Genomic DNA, 20,435 nt, shown 5'->3' with positions numbered 1-20,435 from the left:
AGACTTTGGGGTTTACTGCACAGGGGTACTCAAGTACAGGCCATTACAACATTTTCAGGCTTGCCTTGATCAGTTGTTCAACGCTTAGTTCCGGTTGTGCTGCTAATATTTTGTCAACTACCTTTTGCGAGGCACCGCGCACAAAACCTAGCATCACCAAAGCTGATAACGCTTCTTCTCTTACTGTATTGTTTGGTCCTGCAAATAATTTCATTTCGTCGACACTTGATTTTCCTATCTTGTCCTTCAGTTCGATAATCACCCTCTGTGCCGTCTTTGCACCAATGCCCTTTATCCCTTGAAGCAATGAAGTATTCCCACTTAGAATGGCAGTTGTCAGTTCACCCGGAGATACTGAGGATAGCATCATGCGTGCTGTATTGGCCCCAATACCCGAAACAGATATCAGGTGTCTGAACAGTTCCCTTTCTTCCCTGCCAGAAAAACCGAAAAGATTATATGCATCTTCCCTAATCTGTTCGTGAACCAGGAGAGTCACCTCTTTTTTGTCTCTGATCTGCTCAAATGTATACAGGGATATGCTAATAAAATAACCGAGGCCGTTGTTTTCAATTACCACGTGAGCAGGACCATGCTCAACTATTTTTCCTGAGATATATTCGTACATGACAAGAGGGTATTATTGGTATAGTTTGCCCCATCCGGGTGATTTGAGATCTGTTTCCTCGTTGCTTGTAATAATCATCCTGCATGCTTTGGATGCTTCATTGATATATCCGATAGGAGTAAGGAATCCGCTCACAAAACTGCTTTCGGCTTCATAAACCTTTAGTGGCAAAGTTAGCAGTAGTTCGTAATCCTCACCACCATTGAGTGCTGCAATAAGCGGGTTGTAATTAAGTTCCGATGAGGCCTTTAGTGTCTTCTGGTGTATAGGCAGTTTGCTTTCATAAATTCTGCACCCCTTGTCAGAAGCTCTGCAGAGCAATAGCAGGGAAGTGGCCAGTCCCTCAGTGACAGCAGTCATTGCTGTAGGCTTGATTCCACGTTCAGTCAGCTTTTCAATTACATCTACCCTTGCTTCAGGTTTAAGCTGGCGTCTAAGCACATAGTCGTTATCGCCAAATTCAGGTTGCTGGGAATCACTTGACTTCAACACTTTTTTTTCCCTTTCAAGAAGGTGCAGGCCTAACAAAGCAGCCCCCAAATCCCCTGAAACACAGATTACATCTGTCTCCTGTGCACCTGAACGTTTATACTGAGCTCCGTCCCGGACTTTCCCTGTCAAAGTTGCAGCAATTGTAAGTCCTGTGAGTGAAGGTGCCGGCTTAAAGGCTTCAAGGCTGACACCATAATGTCTACAGGCCGAAAACACTCCGTCCATCAGTTGCTCTATCATCTGGAGGTTGAGCTTGTTGCTGATTCCAAGACTTACCGACAGGCCGGAAGGTCTGCCGTTCATTGCAAGGATATTTGTGACAGCAGCAGTAATGACCTTGTAACCGAGGTGTTGAAGAGGGGTATAGATCAGGTCGAAGTTGATACCTTCGAGGAAAAGGACAGATGTTGACAAGGTTTCTTCTTCAGTAAGCAGAATTGCATCATCATCGGAATTTCTGCCGGAGGCCCCTGCCTTCCGGCATTTTTCAAATATGTATTCGGTCAGGCCGAACCTGCCAAGGTCTGAAAGGGATCTCGTTTCGCTCATCATTTTTTATTTAAGGTATTGAAGCCGGTCAAAGATACAAATTTATGGCATTATCCATAGTGAATAGCATGTGGGACGGCTATTTTGATAGCAGCAGCGTTCCTTATTTATGAAGCAAAAGTTTGGAGAATAAACAATTCTTGATTAAATTTGCAAAGATTTAGGCCTGTGATGAGTAGGGGACTTGAGGTCCCCTATTTTATTACCTCTAATGAACTAGTAACTATGCTGAGCAGGGGAAGAATACTGGATATTATTCAACAGAAGATAGACGATGACGGTTACTTTATCGTTGATGTTGACATAAAACAAGGGGGCCGCATTGTTGTTGCAATTGACGGGGACCATGGTGTTGGAATTGATTACTGTGTAGAGATTTCACGCCTGATAGAAGGATCATTGGATAGGGAGGAAGAAGACTTTGAGCTTGAGGTTTCTTCACCTGGAATTGGTCAGCCATTTAAGGTGCACCGTCAGTATGTGAAGAATATTGGTCGTCAGGTTGAAGTGCTTACTAAGTCGGGTGAGAAATATAGCGGAGAACTGCTTTCAGTAAATGATGGTGGTTTTGTTATCAAGGAGGAAAAGATTGTAAAACCCGAAGGAAAGAAGAAGAAAGAGTTGCAGATCATTGAGCATCCGTTTAATTTTGAGGAGCTTAAGTCAGTTAAGGAGATATTGAAGTTTTAATTGAGGATATAACATACAGCATTTGGCGATGGAACATATTAATTTGATCGACACCTTTTCGGAGTTTAAGGAATTGAAGAACATCGACAGAGTTACACTTATCAGAGTGCTGGAAGATGCTTTCCGCAGTGTGCTTGTAAAGATGTTCGGTACAGATGAGAATTTCGACGTTATTATCAACACCGACAAAGGTGACTTTGAGATCTGGCGTAACCGTGAGGTTGTTGCTGATGGAGAGGTGGTCAATGAGAATCTGCAGATAGCTTTAAGTCAGGCTAAGCTGATAGATGAGGATTACGAGATAGGCGAAGAAGTTACTGATGAGGTCAAGTTTATGGACTTTGGCCGCAGGGCTATTCTTACCCTGCGCCAGAATCTTTCTGCTCGCATTATGGAGTTGCAAAAAGATGCAGTCTATAATAAATATAAGGAACGTATTGGCGAGATTGTAGCCGGTGAAGTATATCAGATCTGGAAACGCGAGATGCTGGTTCTTGACGATGAGGGCAATGAACTTATCCTTCCTAAGGCAGAGCAGATTCCTTCAGATTTCTACCGTAAGGGTGATGCCATCAGGGCTGTTGTGGCAAGGGTTGAGATTCGCAATAATAATCCGCTGATTATTTTATCACGTACCTCAGAAGTCTTCCTTGAAAGACTCTTTGAACTAGAAGTGCCTGAGATTCATGACGGGCTTATAACTATCAAGAAGATAGTACGTCAGCCGGGCGAGAGAGCTAAGATTGCTGTGGAATCATACGATGACCGTATTGATCCGGTAGGAGCATGCGTAGGTATGAAGGGTTCACGTATCCATGGGATTGTTCGCGAGCTGCGCAATGAGAATATTGATGTAATTAATTATACAAACAACATTCAGCTATTCATCCAAAGGGCATTAAATCCTGCTAAGATATCCAGCATCAAGATATTTGAGGATGAAAAGAGGGCTCAGGTTTATCTGAAGCCTGAAGAAGTATCACTGGCTATCGGTAAGGGCGGATTAAATATTCGTCTTGCAAGTCAGCTTACAGGATATGAGCTGGATGTATATCGTGAAACAGAGGAAGACGAGGAAGAAGACGTTTCATTGGATGAGTTTGCCGATGAAATTGACGGTTGGGTATTAGATGCACTTAAGGCTATTGGCTGTGACACAGCCAAGTCGGTGTTGGATCTGCCTGTTGAAGATCTTGTTAAGCGTACAGACCTGGAGGAAGAGACTATACAGGAAGTCATTTCCATTTTGAGGTCTGAATTTGAATAAATAAGCTATCTTTGGCGGGGAACCGAGGATTTCAGCCGAACTTCCGAATTAAATTGAAAGTACCGTTTATGGCAGTTGTACAAAGACTAAGTAAAGTAGCAAGAGAGTGTAACGTTGGTATTTCAACCATCGTGGAGTTCCTTCACAAAAAGGGGATCGAGATTGATATGAACCCCAATACGAAGGTCTCTGAAGATATTGTTGAGCTCCTGAAAAAGGAGTTCAGAGTTGATCAGAGTGTCAAGAAGGCATCAGAGGAACTCATAGATAAATTGCATAAAGAGAAGAAAGAGACGGTATCGATAGAAAACGTTCATAAGACCTCTAATGATGAGGTTGAGGATGATTCTTTGTCAATTGATGAATTAGTAGGAAGGTCGAAGAAGATAGACGTAAAAGTAGTTGGCAAGATTGATCTTGCAAAAAGTAAACCTCAGGAACCTGCTCCGGAAGTGGAGAGTAAGGCTGCTCCGGAGCCTCCTGCTCCGGTCAGGGAAGCTCCCAAGCCAGCTCCTAAGCCAGAGCCTGTGGCGGCAAAACCAGAACCTGTGGCAAAGCATGAAAAGAAGGCCCCTGAACATATTGACCTAAAGGCTGAGAAGACTATTGAAGGTCCTAAGGTGGTAGGTAAGATAGATCTTGAGGCAAAGAAGAAGGCAGAAGGAAAAGCTACTGAAAAGACTGCTCCAAAACCCGAGCCCAAAGCACAGCCAAAGGAAGAAAAACCTGCTCCAGTTGCCACAGCCAAGCCAGTTACTCCAGCGGCTCGGGTTGCTGAAAAGCAGCAGGAAACCAAAAAAGAGGATGACAACTTTATGCCCACCCAGGTTAAGAAGCTGTCGGGTCCAACTGTTGTCGGTAAGATAGAGCTTCCTGTAGACAACCGCAATGGTAACGAGTCGCGTGATGATCGTAAGGCTCGCAGGAAGAAGCGTAAGAGAATTAAGAAAGAGAAAGAAAAAATTAATATAGAAGCCACTGACCCCAATGCAACCGATAAGGGCGTAAAGGAAGGTGAGAGACGACCAGGTCAACCTCAGCAAGGCAAGCCAGGTGGAGCAAATCAGGCTGCTGCCAATGCTAACAAGAAGAAACCTGTAAATAAGGTTAAGAAACGTCCTGTTCGTCCTGAAGTCAGTGAAGAAGATGTTGCAAAGCAAATCAAAGATACTCTTGCACGTCTTACCTCCAAGAGCAAGTCCAAAGCTGCGCGCCACCGTCGTGAAAAGCGTGATATGGCAACAATGAGGCAGCAGGCCGAGCTCGAAAGAATGGATCAGGAAAGAAAGATTCTTAAGGTTACTGAGTTTGTTACAGCTAACGAACTTGCCAACCTGATGGATATACCTGTCAACCAGATCATCGCGTCCTGCATGAGTCTGGGTCTCTTTGTTTCCATCAACCAGCGTCTTGACGCAGAGACAATATCACTTGTTAGTGAAGAGTTTGGATTCAAGGTTGAGTTTGTTGGTGTTGACGCTGTTGAAACAATCCAGGAAGTAGAAGATAATCCTGATGATATGGTTGAACGTCCACCCATTGTTACAGTAATGGGTCACGTTGACCACGGTAAGACAACTTTGCTTGACTACATACGTAAGGCATCAGTAGCAGCCGATGAGGCAGGTGGTATTACCCAGCATATTGGTGCTTACAGCGTGAAGCTGGATAACGGCCGTAAGATTACCTTCCTTGATACGCCGGGTCACGAGGCATTTACAGCGATGCGTGCACGTGGTGCACAGATTACTGATATTGTAATTATCATAGTAGCGGCCAATGACAACGTGATGCCTCAGACAGTTGAAGCAATCAACCACGCTTCAGCTGCAGGTGTGCCCATAGTTTTTGCAATCAACAAGATGGACCTTGCAGGTGCCAATGTCGATAAGGTTAGAGAGGAACTTGCAAATATGAACTACCTGGTTGAAGAATGGGGTGGTAAGTATCAGTCTCAGGAAATCTCTGCCAAGAAAGGTATCAATGTGATGGCATTGCTCGACAAGGTATTGCTTGAGGCTGATATGCTGGAACTGAAGGCCAATCCAAATAAACCTGCTGTTGGTAGCATTATTGAGTCATCACTTGACAAGGGTAGGGGTTATGTAGCAACAATACTTGTACAGTCGGGTACTCTTAGAGTAGGTGACCTGATTCTATCAGGTAGTTATTTCGGTAATGTTAAGGCTATGTTCAACGAGCGTAATCAGCGAGTTGAGGAAGCCGGACCTTCAGAACCGGTATTGGTACTTGGTCTGAATGGTGCTCCACAGGCTGGTGAGAAGGTGAACGTGATGCTTGATGAAAAAGAGGCCAAGGATATTGCAACAAAGCGTATGCAGTTACAACGTGAACAGGGTCTCAGAGCTCAGAAACATATCACACTTGATGAAATTGGTCGTCGTATCGCGATTGGAAACTTCCAGGAACTCAACCTTATTGTCAAGGGTGATGCCGACGGTTCAATCGAGGCTCTTTCAGATTCACTCATTGGTCTGTCTACGGAAGAAATCCAGGTTAATGTTATCCACAAAGCAGTAGGTGAGATTTCAGAATCTGATATCATGCTTGCAGCAGCATCAAATGCTGTAGTAGTAGGATTCCAGGTTCGTCCTTCACTATCGGCTAAAAAACTTGCCGAAAAGGAACAAATCGATATCCGTATCTACTCAATTATCTACGATGCAATAGAAGAGATCAAGGCAGCAATGGAAGGTATGTTGTCGCCGGAGATCAAGGAAAATATTATTGGTACTGTTGAAGTACGTGAAATCTTCCGTATCAGCAAGGTTGGTACTATTGCAGGATGTATGGTTAAGGACGGTAAGATCAAACGTGGTAGTAAGATACGTCTTATTCGTGACGGTATCGTAATCTATACCGGAGAACTAGGATCACTTAAGCGCTTCAAGGAAGATGTCAAGGAAGTTGCCACAGGCTTTGAATGTGGTCTGAACATACATAATTACAACGATATCAAGCTTGGTGATATGATAGAAGCCTATGAAGAGGTAGAAGTTGCAAGAAAGCTGTAAGCTCTTACTTCAAGGTACAAAAAGCAAAGGCTGTCCTCCGTACGGGACAGCCTTTACTTTTTTCTGAAAACAAGCTTATCTATTCAATCTTATCGTTTTCGTCTCCTGCAAGGCTACTTGCATCCGCAGGTTTCAGTGGATTTTCCTTCAGTTTGGCATTGCCTGTCCTGCTGTTGTAAATGTCTATTGCGAGATAGATTGCAGACAGGAATGATTGAGCATCAGCCACGTTCTGCCCAGTAATCTCGTATGCAGTACCATGGTCAGGAGAAGTCCTGATAAAAGGCAATCCTGCAGTATAGTTTACGCCTGTCGAGAATGCCAGGGTCTTGAACGGGATTAGTCCCTGGTCGTGGTACATTGCAAGAATTGCATCAAACTTCTTGTAGGTATCTCCACCAAAGAAACCGTCAGCAGGGAAGGGGCCAAAGGCCATGATGCCTTCTTCCTTTGCGGCATTAATTGCAGGTATAATAATGTCATTTTCCTCCCTACCCAGAAGTCCGTTATCACCGGCATGGGGGTTTAATCCAAGTAAGGCAATGCGTGGCCTCCTGATAGTAAAATCGTCTTTGAGAGAAGTGTTCAGAATCCTTAGCTTTTCAACTATCAAATCCTTTGAAAGGCGGCTACTTACTTCATTTAGTGGTATGTGACCGGTAACAACACCTACCCTTAGCAGGTCACTTACAAGCAGCATAAGAGGCTTGCCACCCAACTGGTCAGCAAGATATTCAGTGTGACCAGGGAAGGAGAACTGTTCCGACTGAATTACCTTTTTGTTGATAGGTGCAGTTACAAGCACGTCAACAAGTCCGCTTTTAAGATCACGAACTGCAGCTTCCAATGCCAGAAAGGCAGCCTTTCCCCCTATATCAGTCGCTTTGCCCAGTTCAACGCGTACATCATCATCAAGGCAGTTAACCATGTTGACTCTTTTGGCATGGGCTTCACTACCGTCCTTGACGTTATTGAAGGTGATAGCCTGAAGGTTAAGCGCCTTTCGGTGATAAGCGGCAACCTTTGAAGAACCGTAGATCACAGGGGTACATATCTCCAAAATGGCTGGATCGGCAAGGGCTTTAAATATAACCTCATAGCCTATGCCGTTGATATCGCCTTGCGAAATGGCTACTTTAAGTCTTTCGTTGCTCATACTTTTATAATTAGCCAACTGATAAATGCAGCCGGAGTCCTATTATGCCAAACTATCTTTTAGGAAGTGATAGAGGAGGCGTACTCCTACACCGGTTCCTCCGATTCCTTTATAATGTTCCTTTTTCTCAAGAAATGCAGGTCCTGCAATGTCGAGATGTATCCATGGTGCATCAATGAACCTTGAGAGGAACTTGCCGGCAGTAATAGCTCCGGCCTCACGTCCTCCTATGTTCTTCATATCGGCAACTTCTGATTTTAGGGCATCGTCATAATCCTTCCAGAATGGAAACCATGCCAATCGCTCGCAAACCTTTTCACCTGCAATGGATAGGGATTGTTTTACCTCCTCAGTTGCAGTGCCCATGGCTACAGTGCCATGGGAACCAATAGCCATAACTGCACTTCCTGTTAGGGTTGCAAGGTCTATGACCAGTTGCGGTTCATATTTTTTCGAAAAGCTAAGGGCATCAGCCAGGATAAGCCTTCCCTCAGCATCCGTATTCATTATTTCAACTGTAGTTCCGCTGTGCATAGTAATGATGTCACCTGGTACAATTGCATTACCACCTATGCGGTTGTCTGTAGCTGGAATAAGGCCTATTACATATACCGGAAGCTTATTAGCTGCAATTGCTGTAAGTGCCCCGATAACTGCAGCTGCTCCGCCCATATCAGATTTCATTGTGTCCAGACTACCGGGAGGGGTCTTAAGATTTGTGCCTCCGGTATCGAACACCACTCCCTTTCCTACAAGTACTACAGGCTTTTTGTTACGTGCATTCTCGGGTTTCCATTCCAATACAGAGAATGTTGGAGGATCTATACTACCCTGGTTTACAGCCAATAGACCACCCATCTTAAGTGCCTCGATTTTCTTTTTGTTAAATACCTCGGCTTCAAAACCATAGTTCCGGGCTGCCTCAAGAATTATCTGACCCAGTTTTTCGGCATTTAGAGTACTTACAGGTTCGTTTACCAGGTCACGGCTGAGGAAGACTGCTTCAACTACAAGCTTTAGTTCATTAATCTCCTGAGAGCTGATTTTGTTGTCAACAACATTAAGATGTAGTGTATAGGGCTCTTTCTTTTCAGTCTTGTATTTAGAGAACTGATAAGCTGCAAGCATGATTCCCTCTGCAAGTGCCAGCAGCATTGATGGTTCATCACTTAGGTCTGCAAGAAAGACCTCGTCAATCAGTTCTTCTTTTAACTTGTCGAGCAGTCGGGCTCCCTTGCGGCGCAAGACCTCCATTTGCTCATATAGAGTGTCCTTTTCCCTGCGGAAAAGGACTGCAGCAACCAATCCTAATCTATCAAATACAAACAGATCGGCATCGGCATTAAGCTCTTTTTTATTCCTTATATAAACGAGTTCCTTTTCGGAAAGCTGTGCTTTTTCTAATTGTGCTACTGAGGAGCAGATGTAAATTACACTTGCTCCTTCGCTTATTTTATCTGATTTTATAATATCTACTGACATAGTCTTGGATAAATAACAGCAATCCTACAAAACAGCGCACTATTTACCTTCAATATTGTCTCCTGGGAAGGTAACAGTGTGAAATAGAGTCTCAAGCTGCCACATATAGTTCCTCTTCTTGGGCTCTTCGGGGAAATATACATAACCGTCGGTAACCAGTACACGATTGTTGGTTTTGTCATAATGGGCAAAAAGAAGGAAGGGGCCTCCCATCAGGTCACCTTCAACTTTCCAGAGACCTCTCATCTCAATGGCCTCGTGGCCATTGATAGTAAGACGTTTGTAAGTTACAGGTAATTGTTTCTCAGTTGTCATAAAAGAACCGTCGGATGGACCCGGGACATTGTAACGAAGAATTGAATCCCTTTTGTTGAGAATGTATTCACGTGAAAAGGTTCCTTCTCCAATGTAGTCAAAACTGTAAATCATCATACCCTGGCTCAGTTTTGGGGTCTCATATGACAGCCATGTGAACTTCCCGGTACTGGCAGCCTTTCTCATTGTATTCGGAATCAGCATATTCACTTCCCATTGATTTTTGACCATTTCTGAAAGGCTAGCGTCAGCAATTGTTTTATAGGAAGAATAGATGCGGTTGCGTTCGCGTCTCAGCAGGTAGCTTAATATCCTAATCTCCTCCTGGCTTAGTATCTCAAAGAATTTCTCGGAAGTCTTGGCGTTGATCTGGATAAGACTTTGATCCTTAGCATATGGAGTTGTAGAAAAATACTTAATTCCTTCGTCCTCTGCATTGGGGCCAAGATTGACCAGTATTATACTGCGATAAGTACGCATGGTTCCTGTAAAGCCCCTATGAGGCGTGGTAAGTACCGTAAACAGGGCTTCATTTTGAGGGAGGGCAACGATAGGTTGCTTTAGTATAGCCATAAGTGAATCGCCCTCAGGACCCTCACGAAAATGATCCTCCATTATAACGAGGACTTCACCAAGAGCGCCAATTACATTGGGCATGTGAGCCTCTTCGTTTTTACATGAAGCAAGGCTAATTGCAAAGGTGACAAGTATTAAGGCTGAAAATTTCAATGCTTTCATAATCCTTCAGGTATTATAAATAAGTATGTGCGACTGGTTTTATTTCTTGTCAGTCTTATTGTCGGACTCGTCGTCTTTTTCACTTTTGGCCTTGTTGAATTCCCTGATTCCTTCTCCAAGTCCTTTCATTAGTTCGGGGATCTTTTTACCACCAAACAAAATAAGAACGACAACCAATATGATGACAAGTTGCCATCCACCTACCATCCCAAGGAAAAACATTTGAGGTACCATATCTAAGAGCTTTATTTTAACAAATATACAAATAGCCGGGTATTATTTCCCCAACCATCTGAGCAAATCATTACCGTTTGCAAAGATTAAAAGTAACAGAAGCAAAATCATGCCAGCTATCTGGGCATTTTCAAGGAACTTCTCGGATGGTTTGCGCCTTGTTATCATTTCATATAACAGGAAGAGAACATGACCACCATCAAGTGCGGGTATGGGTAGGATGTTCATGAAAGCAAGTATAATTGATAGAAATGCAGTCATCACCCAGAAAGTCTGCCAATCCCATATTGTTGGGAAGAGTGATCCGATAGTTCCGAAACCACCAAGTTGCTTAACACCTTCTTTAGTGAATACAAGCTTAAGCTGTTTTACATAAGCAGTAAGAGTTGAAATGCCCCTTTCAATTCCGGCAGGGAAGGCCTCAAACAGGCTGTAGTTAGTCACACGGGTTCCAAGCAGACTTCCCGTGGTTTTGGAAAGGAAGCCCAGCTTACCGTTACTATCAATATCTACAGGTAATTGAAGTTGTTGACCATCCCTTTCAACAGTAATGTTGGTTGATGAGCCTGCATAGCTTGCTAGAGTTGCTGAAAACTGATGGAAGAATGGAGTGGAGACAGTATCGATTTTTACAATGCGGTCATTCTTAATGAGACCTGCCTTATAAGCCGGACTGTTGGGCATTGTTGAATCGACGATTGCGGGAATCTGGAAGGTAGCCAATTGTCTTACCTCCCCGCTAATAATCTCTGACTTGAAGGATTCAGGTACTGGCAGGATGAACTGGGAGTCTCCTCTTTCAACCAGTAATGTTGAAGCATTGTCAATAAGAATACCTGTGGCGATATCTCCGATAGTCTCAATTTTAACTCCACCAACTTCAAGAATACGGTCTCCATCCACAAGTCCAATTTCGTGAGCAACGGGGTGGAACATAAGTCCGTATTTAGCATTTTCGGCGGGTATGTATGTTTCACCCCACTTAAACAGAATCAGCCAGAATAATAAAATAGCTGTGATAAAATTGACTACAACGCCGCCTACCATTATCAGAAGCCTCTGCCATGCCGGTTTTGATCTGAATTCCCAGGGTTGGGGTTCCTGTGCCAGTTGCGCAGTATCCAGGGACTCGTCTATCATGCCTGCTATCTTGACATAACCGCCCAGGGGCAGCCATCCTATACCATATTCAGTATCTCCCTTTTTGAATTTGAATAGAGAAAACCATGGGTTGAAGAATAAGTAAAACTTTTCCACCCTTACTTTGAACAAACGTGCAAAAAAGAAGTGTCCGCACTCATGTAGGATGACCAATAATGAAAGGCTCAAAATAAGCTGAATAACCCTGATCAGTGTGTCCATCTATTTATGTATTAATTATAACAAGTATGCAAAGATAATCTTTTCCTTAAGCCCTGAAAGCCTGTGTGAGCATTACATCCTGACGAAGGATGAAGCAATGGCGCGAACCTCCCTGTCAGTGGCTACATAATCGTCAAATGAAGGCTTGGCAATAAAACTGCATTTGGCAATGCTTTGTTCAATAATTGAGGACATCTCGACAAAGCCAGACCTTCCGTTAAGGAAGGCTGCGACTGCGACTTCATTGGCAGCATTCATAGCACAAGGCATATTCCCTCCCAGGCGCATTACCTCAAATGCCATAGCAAGATTTCTGAAAACCTTGATGTCTGCTTTCTCGAATGTTAGTTCCGGATATGCCGAGAAATCGAAGCGCGGGAGATTGCTCTTCAGCCTGGTGGGGTATCCTAGGGCATATTGAATGGGAAGCCTCATGTCAGGAAGACCCATCTGGGCTTTTACAGATCCGTCGATAAAATGAATCAGACTGTGAATTATTGATTGAGGGTGTACTACAACATCTATTTGATCGGGTGTGAGATCGAACAGCCATCTGGCCTCAATGGCCTCTAGGCCCTTGTTCATAAGGGATGCCGAATCAATTGTTACCTTGTCACCCATCTTCCAGTTTGGGTGGTTGAGAGCCTGGCAGCGAGTCACTTTACGTAAAAACTCAACGTTTTTACCTCTGAAAGGACCTCCTGATGCTGTGAGGGTAATCTTTTCAATGGCATTATGTTGTTCACCCTGGAGACACTGGAAGATGGCACTGTGTTCAGAATCAACGGGAACTACAGGAGCGTTGTTTTTTCGGGAAAGTTCCATAACTATGTCTCCAGCCACCACAAGGGTCTCCTTGTTGGCCAAAGCCACAGGGATTCCTGCTTCAAGAGCTCTGATTGTAGGCAGTAGGCCTGAGAAACCGACAAGGGAACTTAGTACCATGTCAACAGTGCCGGTCGCTGCTACCTGGCTTATGGCCTCTGCACCCGAATATACCTTTATTGGTTCATTGGCAAGAGCATCCTTAAGTACGGGGTAAAGATTCTTGTTGCCTATTGCAACGATATTGGGCTTGTACTTTATAGCCTGCTGGATAAGCAGGTCTACGTTATTGTTGGCAGTAAGAACTTCAACTGAGAAAAGGTCAGGGTGGGCATCAATAACTTCCAGCGCCTGGGTACCGATAGAACCCGTTGAGCCCAGAATAGCTATGTTCTTTTGCATGAAATCAAAGGTTTTGCAGATGAGATGACAGTTACCCAGATCAGAACGCAATGTAGTCAACCGGGTTCAAAGGCAACCCGTTGTACCACAGTTCGAAATGGAGATGTGGACCAGTCGTAAGTTCTCCTGAATTTCCGACTCTGGCTATTGCTTCTCCAGCTTTGACAACCTGTCCAACCTCCTTGAGTATTATTTCGTTGTGCTTGTAAATAGATATCAGATTGTTAGGGTGCTGTATCTGTATCACATAGCCTGTTTCTACAGTCCATCCGGCGAAAGTAACCATACCGTCCATTACTGATGAGACCCTGCTACCTGGACTTGCAACTACGTCGACCCCGTAATGCCCGCTTGTCTCGCCAAAGGTGTTTACGACTATCCCCTTGATAGGGCTAACAAAGAAGGCGCTCTCGAGAGCTATGTCCCTCTGGGGCGTTTCCCTTACTGAGAGGTTGAATCGCTCCTCGCGTTCTATCTGCATTCTAAACAGTGAATCCTGCTCTGAACGGGGAAATTCAATTTCCCTGTTGGATGAATTATTTTTCGCAGCAGCAGTCCTGTTCTTTATGTCTTCGGCTGTTTCAGGCATTTCACCTCTGATGACTGCCTGGAAATTATTTATGAACTTATCCCTCTTCTCAATCTCTACAAGTAAAGAGTCAACTCTCTGGGCATTGCGCACTATCAACAACCTCTCATTGGCATCAGGGTAACCGGGGATATACTCACGCAGCCCGGTGAAAGATATAAGAATTGACACCAGGATAATTAAAACAATGCCGAAGGAGCCAACTATGGTAAATACGTTTAATCTGGACAGCCTGACCACAAAAAGCTCTTCATAGGTCTGCTCATTGAAAATAGCAAACCTGTATTTACTGCTTAATTTTTTAAGAAATGATTTGTTCTTCTTTTGTGTGGCCATACCTTCTGTAAAATTGTGGCAACAAATTTATCAATTTTTAGCGGAAGGGGCATAAGAATAATGCTGATTATTAAAACTAATCCTGTATTTCCTAAACCATTATGAATTCGGACTCCGATGAATCGGTTTGTTGAAACAAATTGCCTGTTTCCCTCTTTGATGGGTTGAAATTATCATCGTTCCACTTTTTGGGATTGTTGACGATGTATTCTTTTTTGAAACCTGCAAAAAATGATGATATGGATCGGGGTTTTCGGATGCAATTAGAATGATGCGGTGATTGTATAGACGCACTGCAGTGCGTCTTGTGCGTTTTTGCTTCGAACATATTATCTGAACACAAGAATCAGGCTTATCACATGGTTAAATCTGCCGCGTTTATCCATATCCGGCACTATTTTATAGATACTCTCCGGATTATCTATTGTATTACATTCATACTTTAAGGCAAGGTACTTACTCCATGCACCATAAAAAATTCCACCACCAAAACCATAAGCAAGCTGGGTTGAATACGGCGCTTTGTATTCCACGCCATCACCGGCATTATACTTGCGTTTAAGGTGTGGATTGAAGTATGCATTTACTTCAGGGAACACTCCTATCCGGGTGTATTCCCACTGGCTCCTGTCTTTTGTAAAAGTTTTCAAGGTCAATGAATGATGGATTCCGGCCTGCAAAAGGAAGGAAGTAAAACTTTCTGTTCTGTTTTCCTCCCACACCTCATCTTCAGTTCCCTTCTCAAAGGAAAATAGATAAGACCTCTGAGAAAACATATTAATGACTCCAAACACTGTTAACTCCTCAAAGAAACTATATCCAACACCACCGCTAACTGTTTGGGCAACATTATAATCAAAATAAGGACTTGTACCTGCGCCTAACTCCAACCTGTAGCTAAGCTGCGCTATGCCGGAATGACAAAATCCGGATAACATGCACAACAAGAAGAATAAACTTTTTACCATCGTTTCACCCCTTCTTAAACATATAGCCTATCGCTAAACGGAAATTTAAAAGAACTCCTGAATCGGTTTCGCGATGTGTCTCCCCATTGAAATAAGTGTACTCTTCAAAAATCCATCCATAACCAATTCCATAGGCAAGCTCAAAATTGAAACGCTTTCCTATATTGCGCTTCAAACCATACATTGGGATAACAAAGACCCCCGGGTCAATCCTGGCATTATCTGATTTAAAACCAATACCGGGCTGAATACAGGTGTAAAGAGACAGGTAGTTGCCGCTATTCCCATCAATTCTCTTTCCTTTTTCCAGGCGACGGTTTAGATTGTAATAATAGCGAGGCTCAACAATCAGATAGGGTATAACTTCCCAACGAACAGAAGAATCATAATATCCTCCTCCGGACCAACTAAAGCCCCATGAAAGTTCACTACGCAACGCTATTTCGTTGGTGAGCTTTGACTCGTTATAAACAGACAAGGGAAGCATTATTATCTGGGCACCCCAGATGCTCCTTTCAACACTAGCTTCCTGTGCTTGAATCTTCGTACAACTAAAACCAATAACTAAAACGATACTTAGTAAATACTTCATGTGTTAACACTTTTAATTATAAGACGATATTGCTAAATAATCGCATACAGTGATAAGGAAATAATATACTGGCGAGCTTGTTTCCCAAAGACATCATTTTTATAGTCCAAGGGGCGCAAGCTTTCAAATAAATCAATGCTATTTGTTTCAAACTTAAGGGCTAAAAAAGCCCTATTAAGATTTCCATAATATATGCCTCCCCCAAAACCATTAGCCCATTGCGACATCCTTTCTCCTTTTATGCTTCTCACAATATCAGGTTCGGGGTACTCTTGGTGTTCAAGATAATCAATCTTGCGCGGCAAGAAAGGTGAAAAATACAAGCGACACTCAGGAAAAACCCCGATATAGTTTCCAGTTCCTTTTTTCACTTCAAAAACATTAAACGCAGAACGCAAACCCATGAAAATAGGGAAGTTCCACAAATTAGTTGTTAGCCCGTTAAACTTATCCTCATCTTCCCTTAAACTAGCCTGCGAAACAAGAGGGAATTTTTGAACTTTCACACCAACAAATCCTGTTAATGAGACGCCTTTGTTTAGGGATTCTCCTTTTATAACGCTGTAGCCAAAAGCAATACCTGCATCATAATTCATCCACTCATCGCCCTGAAAACCCGTTCCAAACTCAAACATTGCAGCCGTTTGTGCTTGAGCAGCAAAGGAAAGCCAGCAAAAAAGAAGCAAGTAACAGTATTTAAATCGTTTGAACATAAATCTCAAAACTTTCACCATTTTGAAGATATTATGAATACTACCATAAAGCCAACCTGACTTTATGGTAGTAAAGAATAATATGCCAAGTAATATTGCTTATCAATAAGCTTATCAAAATCTATATCTCAATCCCCAGTGGCTTTGCAGCGTGAGCTCCTCGTGAAGATCAACATCAAGCGATGGTTGTAGCTCGATTAGCAAAGAAAATTTGTCGAGTTTTTCAAGAGGTCGAAATTCTACTCCAAGGGGCAGCACGGGTCCGGTATAATAATTTATATTAGCTCCAATGCCGATATAAATATTGTGGCGTTCTTTGCTTACAACGTTGTAGCATAGCACCAACTCCGGGGTAATATCTTCTGCAATCGTATTGCTATACAGCCTCGCTTCGACTTTCCATTTGTCGTTGAAGTCGTAGCCTAAGCCAATCTTGGAAAGCGAAGATGAGTAATAGGAAACTCCAAATTGAGAAAACCCCTTCGCGGATATTAGGAAAAATATTCCTGTTAATACTAATAACCTGGATGTTTGATTCATTAAATATATGTTTTAAGATTTTAAAAATAATAAGGATAATCATTAAATATCAGTTTCATTTTGACTTATTCAATGAAATGCGACTATGCTCGTTTGGACAAATCCAAACGAGCTAAATAGAAGGTTAGTTTAATGAATGTGGCATTGTGAATTTCACATCCCCATGAACTGAGTGAACAGCCCATGCGCCTCTCATCTCATAATGGCTTTTATTCATTTTCAAGAAACCGTCTCTATCAATTGTTGCATTTCCAACAACTTTACCTTTAACCTCCAGCTTAGTTTCTTCTTTAATCGTAGCACTTATATCGCCCTTTTCATTTGCAGAAACACTAACTGTTACAGTTTCTTTTTTATCAGATCCACTAGTACAAACTAAAACTAAACCCTGCTCAGTTTTTCCTTTTTTCCAATTATAATCCCATAAAACATTAACGGATACCCAGCCCCCATTTTTATACTTCGTCCAGCCCTTTTTAGCTGCTTTTATATGCTTTTTAGAAACGTTAAAACCAATTTTGGTCGGCCAGCTCGTGGTAATGGTTTTACCATCGGCATTTACCTCCCCTTGCCCCCTGTGTATTTCAAAAGTCACATTCTTTTTAAAAAATCCTGTTCCAAATTTTGATCTTGTTCTGAATTCTCCTATCCTAACTTGCAAGATCTCATCACCCACACTGCTTTTCAAGCTACTAGATAGGTTTAAATTCAAATCATCACCTGCAAGGTATTTTGGGGTAACAATCAAAACTGGATACTCCTCATTGTAATCATCATTAACTAAAACCTCCTCAAGCTTTCCATTTATCCATCTGTATCCTATTCCTTCTACTTCATTATCCAATGGATGAGAAACAATAGTTAAGAATTGTCTGTCGTCGGGATACCACTCTAATGGATATGGCATCCACATTACATAATCATAGTCTATAATCGAAGATAATAATGAATCAATAGGACTTACACTTTTTAAATCTCTATTTTTATAAAAACAAGCACGTAAATTTGCAAATTTATCTTCTGTTGATTTCAATACAGGTTCTTGAGTTAAGATTTCCTTTAAAGAAAAAGAACTATCAGCAACTTCAAACGTGTTTCCAATACTCTTCAATTCTTCATCAACTTCAGAGATTGAAGTTAAACGAGACAAAACTGAAGCTGCTTTAGATAATTGAGACTTAAGCAAAGCCTCATCAGCACTTAATTCACTATCATATTGTTCTTCAACTGCAAAATCATTAGAATCTTTACTACAGCTACATAAAACACACACAGCAAATAAAATTAAAATTTTCATAACTTTACAAAATTAGTGGGGCTGCAACCCCTTTAATAATTAATTAGTATTCAACCCATTCTTCGCTTGTCGGGGGATGGGTTGTTTCTTTCCCCGCATATGTTCATAGGCAGTCTTAATTAAGTGGTAAAACAAAGATTAATATTATATAATACAGGAAGTCTCCTTACAGTCAAAATAACGGTGATAAAAGTGGAACTCTGAAAGCCACTTGACAGCGTAACTGTATTTTAAAAAGAAATGTTAACATAGTGTTTGGTTTAAAGTTAAATCTCCGCTAATCTACATTAAGAAAAACGGAGTATTTTGATTAAATATTTCTTTGACAAATCATACGTGTCCGAACAATTTGATTTTTAGTTATTTTCAAATTATTTAGTTGCTTATAATTAAATACTTAGCCATTAAAAACCAAGAATTAGCTGCTCAAAATCTTTCTCTACATGGTGAGAACTAAAAAGGTTTGGCGGTGGCTTCTGCTTTTTGCGTGCATCTCTTACTCCTATTTTAATTTCGTTGACGATGTATCCCAGTCTATTGTACTGGGTAAGACACACCCTTATTAGGGTAACAAAGTGCCCAAAGCGATGTTTTGTTTTACTTATTGTTCTACGAATAAGCTCTAATAGAAGATAGCATATCAAAGAAATGAAAATTTGTGACTTACAAGCGTTGGGGGTTGTTCCTAAAAATGTTTTGATTTGAAGGTTTTGCTTTATTAGCTTAAAAAAGGTCTCAATTAACCAACGCCTTCTGTAAAGTTCAGCTATTGTAGCGGTACTCCACTCCAAATTGTTGCATATCAACTCTACCGTCCGGTTTCCTTCCTCGATATAAACAACAACGCGGCGCAGTTCCACCATGTCCATCCCATTTCCTATAGCCGATTTACCAGTAAGCCGTATTATTTCATCTTTTAGAATATGCTCATCTTTATCATCAGGAAGGTCGCACTCCCTAATCGACTCAAAAAGAATGTTGTCTTTTATTCTGGTAACAAAATGATTCTCATCACTAGTGTCCCATTAAAATTGGGACGGTATTAAAAATTAAACAAATTTGGCTCACTAAGCCTAAAACGTTCTTTGTCATTTTGAAATTTAGTTCTCTCAAATAGGTCTCGAAGATGAGTTTTATCTGTTAAAGAAATACTCAGTATCTGCAAAACCTCATATGTACTTCTGTCAAGTTGCATGTCTTTTTGGACGATTGCCACCAAGCAATAAGTGCACATCGCGGCGTAGATTTGAATTCGAACAGCATTTTCAGTAGTTCCCCAGAATTTCTTGACTTTTAGATGTTGCTTTAGCCACTTGAAGAAAAGCTCGACTTGCCAGCGGTTCTTGTAAAGGTCAGCAACTTGAAGTGCAGAAATGTGCATCGCATTGGTTAAGAATACAAGCTCACGCTTTTGTTCTTCATCCCAATATCTGACCAATCTAAGATGTTCTGGATAGTATTGTTTAGGATAAAAACCTGTCAATTCAATTGTTACGTCTGAAAGTACGTTCTTGGGCAATCTTCGTTTCCATTTTATCATCTTGCATTGTAGATTCTTTTTGGCTCTTAAAACATAGAAAGCTCCTATCTGATGAATCTTAAACAACATTTTGAAGTGATTATATGCACGGTCAAATATGTAATATGAGCCTGATTCATAAGGGATTTCTTTCATTGCAGTAGAGTCGTGAACAGAAGCTTCCGTGATATGGAAAAATGCTGGTATCTGTGTCTCCACATCATATAATGTATGCACTTTGATTCCGCCTTTTTTCTTACGAAACTTCGCCCACCAGAATACGGAAAGGCACAAGTCAATCGTCGTTGAATCAAAAGCATAGACATTGCCTTCAATTTTGAAGATGTCAGCAACTCGTTTCTGTCTGGCTTCGTTTACCAGATAGTAAGCATACTCTTCAAAGATGTGATAGTCTCTGTCTTGATTGGCTCTGGCCAGAGATGATTTTGATATATTCTTGCCCAAGCCCAGATGATAAGATTTGGAGTGATGAGCATCAAGTGCGACAATCAAATCTCTAAGACTTTCACGATTTGACAATTGCCCGAACATCAAAGAAAGCAATTGATTCCAACAAGTGAAATGCTTCACGTATTTGTCTCCATTGTATTTGGCAACAATACGATTGAATTTGCTTCGATTTAGAAACGAGACCAGTTGAGCGAAAACGTATTTGTCTTGATACATATGCATTCAGATTTATCTG

18 protein-coding genes and 1 pseudogene are annotated in these 20,435 nt (G+C 41.9%); 3 read left to right on the top strand and 16 right to left on the bottom strand.

The features are described 5' to 3' along the window. Window positions 1-43: 43 nt before the first annotated feature. Window positions 44-628, bottom strand: coding sequence for a Holliday junction branch migration protein RuvA (ruvA, locus tag M9189_RS12105; protein ID WP_250723569.1), 585 nt, complete (start codon window positions 626-628; stop codon window positions 44-46). A gap of 12 nt (window positions 629-640) precedes the next feature. Continuing rightward, on the bottom strand, window positions 641-1,669 hold the full coding sequence (gene thiL / locus M9189_RS12100; protein ID WP_250723568.1) for a thiamine-phosphate kinase: 1,029 nt from the start codon (window positions 1,667-1,669) through the stop codon (window positions 641-643). A gap of 171 nt (window positions 1,670-1,840) precedes the next feature. Here thiL and rimP point away from each other — a divergent pair, with 171 nt between their 5' ends. From rimP to infB, 3 genes are all read left to right on the top strand, one after another. Further along, window positions 1,841-2,359: a ribosome assembly cofactor RimP gene (rimP, locus tag M9189_RS12095; RefSeq protein ID WP_250723567.1), complete on the top strand. Its 519-nt coding sequence runs from the start codon at window positions 1,841-1,843 to the stop codon at window positions 2,357-2,359. Window positions 2,360-2,387: 28 nt separating this feature from the next. Continuing rightward, window positions 2,388-3,626, top strand: a complete 1,239-nt coding sequence (gene nusA, locus M9189_RS12090; protein ID WP_250723566.1) for a transcription termination factor NusA — start codon at window positions 2,388-2,390, stop codon at window positions 3,624-3,626. 68 nt (window positions 3,627-3,694) lie between these two features. Then, complete coding sequence (gene infB, locus M9189_RS12085) at window positions 3,695-6,661, top strand: translation initiation factor IF-2 (protein ID WP_250723565.1); 2,967 nt, start codon at window positions 3,695-3,697, stop codon at window positions 6,659-6,661. Between the two features lie 79 nt (window positions 6,662-6,740). On the opposite strand, the gene pdxA is transcribed toward infB, so the two are convergent. The 14 genes and pseudogenes from pdxA to M9189_RS12020 form a co-directional block, all read right to left on the bottom strand. After that, window positions 6,741-7,817, bottom strand: a complete 1,077-nt coding sequence (gene pdxA, locus M9189_RS12080; RefSeq protein WP_250723564.1) for a 4-hydroxythreonine-4-phosphate dehydrogenase PdxA — start codon at window positions 7,815-7,817, stop codon at window positions 6,741-6,743. Between the two features lie 42 nt (window positions 7,818-7,859). After that, window positions 7,860-9,299: a leucyl aminopeptidase family protein gene (locus tag M9189_RS12075; RefSeq protein WP_250723563.1), complete on the bottom strand. Its 1,440-nt coding sequence runs from the start codon at window positions 9,297-9,299 to the stop codon at window positions 7,860-7,862. Window positions 9,300-9,338: 39 nt separating this feature from the next. Next, window positions 9,339-10,352 carry a DUF4837 family protein gene (locus tag M9189_RS12070; protein ID WP_250723561.1) on the bottom strand — a complete coding sequence of 338 codons (1,014 nt, stop codon included), beginning with the start codon at window positions 10,350-10,352 and terminating at the stop codon, window positions 9,339-9,341. Window positions 10,353-10,391: 39 nt separating this feature from the next. Then, window positions 10,392-10,586, bottom strand: a complete 195-nt coding sequence (gene tatA / locus M9189_RS12065) for a twin-arginine translocase TatA/TatE family subunit (RefSeq protein ID WP_305883187.1) — start codon at window positions 10,584-10,586, stop codon at window positions 10,392-10,394. Window positions 10,587-10,628: 42 nt separating this feature from the next. Further along, window positions 10,629-11,948: an RIP metalloprotease RseP gene (gene rseP, locus M9189_RS12060; protein WP_250723560.1), complete on the bottom strand. Its 1,320-nt coding sequence runs from the start codon at window positions 11,946-11,948 to the stop codon at window positions 10,629-10,631. Between the two features lie 72 nt (window positions 11,949-12,020). Beyond that, complete coding sequence (locus tag M9189_RS12055) at window positions 12,021-13,175, bottom strand: 1-deoxy-D-xylulose-5-phosphate reductoisomerase (RefSeq protein WP_250723559.1); 1,155 nt, start codon at window positions 13,173-13,175, stop codon at window positions 12,021-12,023. A gap of 40 nt (window positions 13,176-13,215) precedes the next feature. Then, window positions 13,216-14,100, bottom strand: a complete 885-nt coding sequence (locus M9189_RS12050) for a M23 family metallopeptidase (RefSeq protein WP_250723558.1) — start codon at window positions 14,098-14,100, stop codon at window positions 13,216-13,218. A 329-nt stretch (window positions 14,101-14,429) separates the two neighbouring features. Then, a complete protein-coding gene (locus M9189_RS12045; protein WP_250723557.1) occupies window positions 14,430-15,068 on the bottom strand; it encodes a hypothetical protein in 639 nt (212 codons plus the stop codon). A 4-nt stretch (window positions 15,069-15,072) separates the two neighbouring features. Further along, window positions 15,073-15,660 carry a hypothetical protein gene (locus M9189_RS12040; RefSeq protein ID WP_250723556.1) on the bottom strand — a complete coding sequence of 196 codons (588 nt, stop codon included), beginning with the start codon at window positions 15,658-15,660 and terminating at the stop codon, window positions 15,073-15,075. 32 nt (window positions 15,661-15,692) lie between these two features. Further along, the gene (locus M9189_RS12035) at window positions 15,693-16,394 is read right to left on the bottom strand and encodes a hypothetical protein (RefSeq protein WP_250723555.1); all 702 of its coding nucleotides are present in this window, start codon (window positions 16,392-16,394) and stop codon (window positions 15,693-15,695) included. Between the two features lie 93 nt (window positions 16,395-16,487). Next, the gene (locus M9189_RS12030) at window positions 16,488-16,913 is read right to left on the bottom strand and encodes a hypothetical protein (protein WP_250723554.1); all 426 of its coding nucleotides are present in this window, start codon (window positions 16,911-16,913) and stop codon (window positions 16,488-16,490) included. A gap of 124 nt (window positions 16,914-17,037) precedes the next feature. Beyond that, on the bottom strand, window positions 17,038-18,210 hold the full coding sequence (locus tag M9189_RS12025; protein ID WP_250723553.1) for a hypothetical protein: 1,173 nt from the start codon (window positions 18,208-18,210) through the stop codon (window positions 17,038-17,040). Between the two features lie 623 nt (window positions 18,211-18,833). Continuing rightward, a pseudogene (locus M9189_RS13015) lies at window positions 18,834-19,202 on the bottom strand (transposase); the annotation flags it as partial. 50 nt (window positions 19,203-19,252) lie between these two features. After that, the gene (locus tag M9189_RS12020) at window positions 19,253-20,416 is read right to left on the bottom strand and encodes an IS4 family transposase (protein ID WP_250723552.1); all 1,164 of its coding nucleotides are present in this window, start codon (window positions 20,414-20,416) and stop codon (window positions 19,253-19,255) included. Between the last annotated feature and the right edge of the window lie 19 nt (window positions 20,417-20,435).

It is taken from the genome of Xiashengella succiniciproducens, from assembly GCF_023674465.1.
Taxonomy (GTDB): Bacteria; Bacteroidota; Bacteroidia; order Bacteroidales; family Marinilabiliaceae; genus Geofilum; species Geofilum succiniciproducens.
The sequence above is the reverse complement of the archived record's forward strand: the minus strand, read 5'-3'. Positions and strand labels throughout refer to the sequence as shown.

Coding starts and splice junctions, on each gene's coding strand:
- infB (WP_250723565.1), top strand. CDS start 3,695: ATGGCAGTTGTACAAAGACTAAGTAAAGTAGCAAGAGAGTGTAACGTT.
- M9189_RS12040 (WP_250723556.1), bottom strand. CDS start 15,660: ATGAAGTATTTACTAAGTATCGTTTTAGTTATTGGTTTTAGTTGTACG.
- pdxA (WP_250723564.1), bottom strand. CDS start 7,817: ATGAGCAACGAAAGACTTAAAGTAGCCATTTCGCAAGGCGATATCAAC.
- nusA (WP_250723566.1), top strand. CDS start 2,388: ATGGAACATATTAATTTGATCGACACCTTTTCGGAGTTTAAGGAATTG.
- tatA (WP_305883187.1), bottom strand. CDS start 10,586: ATGGTACCTCAAATGTTTTTCCTTGGGATGGTAGGTGGATGGCAACTT.
- M9189_RS12075 (WP_250723563.1), bottom strand. CDS start 9,299: ATGTCAGTAGATATTATAAAATCAGATAAAATAAGCGAAGGAGCAAGT.
- M9189_RS12070 (WP_250723561.1), bottom strand. CDS start 10,352: ATGAAAGCATTGAAATTTTCAGCCTTAATACTTGTCACCTTTGCAATT.
- M9189_RS12025 (WP_250723553.1), bottom strand. CDS start 18,210: ATGAAAATTTTAATTTTATTTGCTGTGTGTGTTTTATGTAGCTGTAGT.
- thiL (WP_250723568.1), bottom strand. CDS start 1,669: ATGAGCGAAACGAGATCCCTTTCAGACCTTGGCAGGTTCGGCCTGACC.
- rseP (WP_250723560.1), bottom strand. CDS start 11,948: ATGGACACACTGATCAGGGTTATTCAGCTTATTTTGAGCCTTTCATTA.
- M9189_RS12055 (WP_250723559.1), bottom strand. CDS start 13,175: ATGCAAAAGAACATAGCTATTCTGGGCTCAACGGGTTCTATCGGTACC.
- M9189_RS12050 (WP_250723558.1), bottom strand. CDS start 14,100: ATGGCCACACAAAAGAAGAACAAATCATTTCTTAAAAAATTAAGCAGT.
- rimP (WP_250723567.1), top strand. CDS start 1,841: ATGAGTAGGGGACTTGAGGTCCCCTATTTTATTACCTCTAATGAACTA.
- M9189_RS12030 (WP_250723554.1), bottom strand. CDS start 16,913: ATGAATCAAACATCCAGGTTATTAGTATTAACAGGAATATTTTTCCTA.
- ruvA (WP_250723569.1), bottom strand. CDS start 628: ATGTACGAATATATCTCAGGAAAAATAGTTGAGCATGGTCCTGCTCAC.
- M9189_RS12020 (WP_250723552.1), bottom strand. CDS start 20,416: ATGTATCAAGACAAATACGTTTTCGCTCAACTGGTCTCGTTTCTAAAT.
- M9189_RS12045 (WP_250723557.1), bottom strand. CDS start 15,068: ATGGTAAAAAGTTTATTCTTCTTGTTGTGCATGTTATCCGGATTTTGT.
- M9189_RS12035 (WP_250723555.1), bottom strand. CDS start 16,394: ATGGTGAAAGTTTTGAGATTTATGTTCAAACGATTTAAATACTGTTAC.